Origin of the sequence: Actibacterium sp. (assembly GCF_041584535.1) — a bacterium.
Classification (GTDB): Bacteria; Pseudomonadota; Alphaproteobacteria; order Rhodobacterales; family Rhodobacteraceae; genus Actibacterium_D.
In genome coordinates this window covers 1-2,018 of the sequence record NZ_JBFHDW010000384.1, presented here as the reverse complement: position 1 = coordinate 2,018, position 2,018 = coordinate 1, and the positions used below count along the sequence as shown (strand labels likewise).

3 protein-coding genes are annotated in these 2,018 nt (G+C 67.4%); 1 reads left to right on the top strand and 2 read right to left on the bottom strand.

What is annotated here, in order from left to right; genetic code table 11:
* Positions 1-623: LysE family translocator (locus tag ABYW26_RS13905; RefSeq protein WP_372605505.1), on the bottom strand; the 623-nt coding region annotated here is incomplete at its 3' end.
* The gene (locus tag ABYW26_RS13900; RefSeq protein ID WP_372605504.1) at positions 620-1,489 is read right to left on the bottom strand and encodes an S-methyl-5'-thioadenosine phosphorylase; all 870 of its coding nucleotides are present in this window, start codon (positions 1,487-1,489) and stop codon (positions 620-622) included. The genes ABYW26_RS13900 and ABYW26_RS13905, both read right to left, overlap by 4 nt.
* 241 nt (positions 1,490-1,730) lie before the next feature.
* Here ABYW26_RS13900 and ABYW26_RS13895 point away from each other — a divergent pair.
* Positions 1,731-2,018, top strand: a 288-nt coding sequence (locus ABYW26_RS13895; RefSeq protein WP_372605506.1) for a SulP family inorganic anion transporter, incomplete at its 3' end; no start/stop codon positions are given.

Below are 2,018 nucleotides of genomic sequence, written 5' to 3'. Positions count from 1 at the left end.
GCCCGGCGCAGGGTCGCTGTCAGAACCCCCATGCCGATCAAGGTGACACCACCGGCGCGGGTCAGCAAGGTCAGAATACCGGGGCGCGCGATGGCGCGGCGCAGCCGGTCCGCCAACAGGGCATAGGCCAGCGCGTTCAGCGCCCCAAGGCTGACGAACGTGGCGATCAACAGCGCGAATTGCGGGGCCAGCGCGGCCTCGGGGCGCAGGAATTGCGGCACGAAGGCGATGAAGAACGCGATGGATTTCGGGTTCAGCGCCGTGACCGCCGCCGCATGGCGAAACACCCGGCCCGCCGGGATCGCCGGGGGCAGGGCGCCTGTATCGGGCACCGCGTGTCCGCCCTTGCGCAGCAGTTGCACGCCCATCCACACCAGATAGGCCGCGCCGAACCATTTCAGCACCTGAAACACCGTGGCCGAGGCCAGCACCAGCGCCCCCAGCCCCAACAGCGACGCCGTCATCGCGGTCAGATCCCCCAGCGCCACCCCAAGGGCCGAGGCTACCGCCACCCGCCGCCCCTGGCTTAACGCATAGCTCAGCACCAACAGCACCGTCGGGCCGGGGATCAGCAGCAGCACCGCCGAGGCGGCAACGAAGGCCAGCCACAGTTCAAGCGTCATCGCAGCACCCGCCCGGCCACCGCGTCCAGCCGCGCCAGCACCGCCGGATCGCGTTTGTCGGGGGCGGTCAGGATCGCGTGTTCCAGCGCCCGGTCACAGCCATCGGCGCAGGGCGCGGGCGCGCCCAGCAGGGCGGGCAGGCGGGCAATCAGGGCGCGGGCCTTGTCGGCATTGCCATGCAGGATGGCGACGATGGTGGCGATATCGACCGAGCCGTGCTCGGGGTGCCAGCTGTCGTAATCGGTGACCATGGCGACGGAGGCATAGCAAAGCTCGGCCTCGCGGGCCAGTTTGGCCTCGGGCATGTTGGTCATGCCGATCACGTCGCAGCCCCAGACCTCGCGATAAAGCTTCGATTCCGCCAGCGACGAAAACTGCGGCCCCTCCATCGCCAGATAGGTGCCGCCGTCATGCATGGTGATACCCGCATCGCGCCCGGCGCCAAGGCACGCCGCCGACAGGCGCGGACAGGTCGGATGCGCCACTGACACATGCGCCACGCAGCCGGTGCCAAAGAACGATTTCTCGCGCGCGAAGGTGCGGTCGATGAACTGATCCACGACGACGAAATCGCCCGGCGCCATGTCCTCGCGGAATGACCCGCAGGCCGAGACCGACACCACATCGGTGCAGCCCAGCCGCTTCAGCGCGTCGATATTGGCGCGGTAGGGCACGGTGCTGGGCGAATGCACATGGCCGCGCCCGTGCCGGGGCAGAAACGCCATGTCGGTGCCGTTCAGCGACCCGGTCAGGATCTGGTCCGACGGCGCGCCCCACGGGGTCTCAATCGTCTGCCATTCCGCGCCCATCAGCCCCGGAATGTCATAGACCCCGGACCCGCCAATCACTCCGATCATCCGTGCCATCAGACTCACCCTTCATGGTTGTTCCCTGACCTTTGTAGGGCCGGGAAGGGCGCAGGAAAACCGGTTTGAGCCGGTCCTTCGTTGAGAAGGGCGCGGTTTTTCTGCGGTGCAGCGGTTTCCACCGGCGGCATTCTCGGCTATGCAACCCGCGCGCGCACAGTCTTTCAATCAAAAGGACGATCCCTTGTCCCGATCCCTGCTTTCCGCTTTTGCGGACCGTTATTCGCCTGCCTCGCTGTCGATGTCGCCCAAGGGGCTGACTCCGGCGCGGATCAAGACCGAGATTCTGGCCGGGTTGACCGTGGCACTGGCCCTTGTCCCCGAGGCTGTGGCCTTTGCCTTTGTCGCCGGGGTGCATCCGCTGGTCGGGCTTTACGCGGCATTTCTGGTCGGGCTGATCACGGCGCTGATCGGCGGGCGGCCGGGGATGATCTCGGGCGCGACCGGGGCGCTGGCGGTGGTGATGGTGGCGTTGGTTGCCGATCATGGGGTCGAATACCTGTTCGCCACCGTGGTGCTGATGGGCGTG

Bases quoted from the DNA above. Each gene is read 5' to 3' on its own strand.
- ABYW26_RS13900 (WP_372605504.1), bottom strand. From the start codon at position 1,489: ATGGCACGGATGATCGGAGTGATTGGCGGGTCCGGGGTCTATGACATT.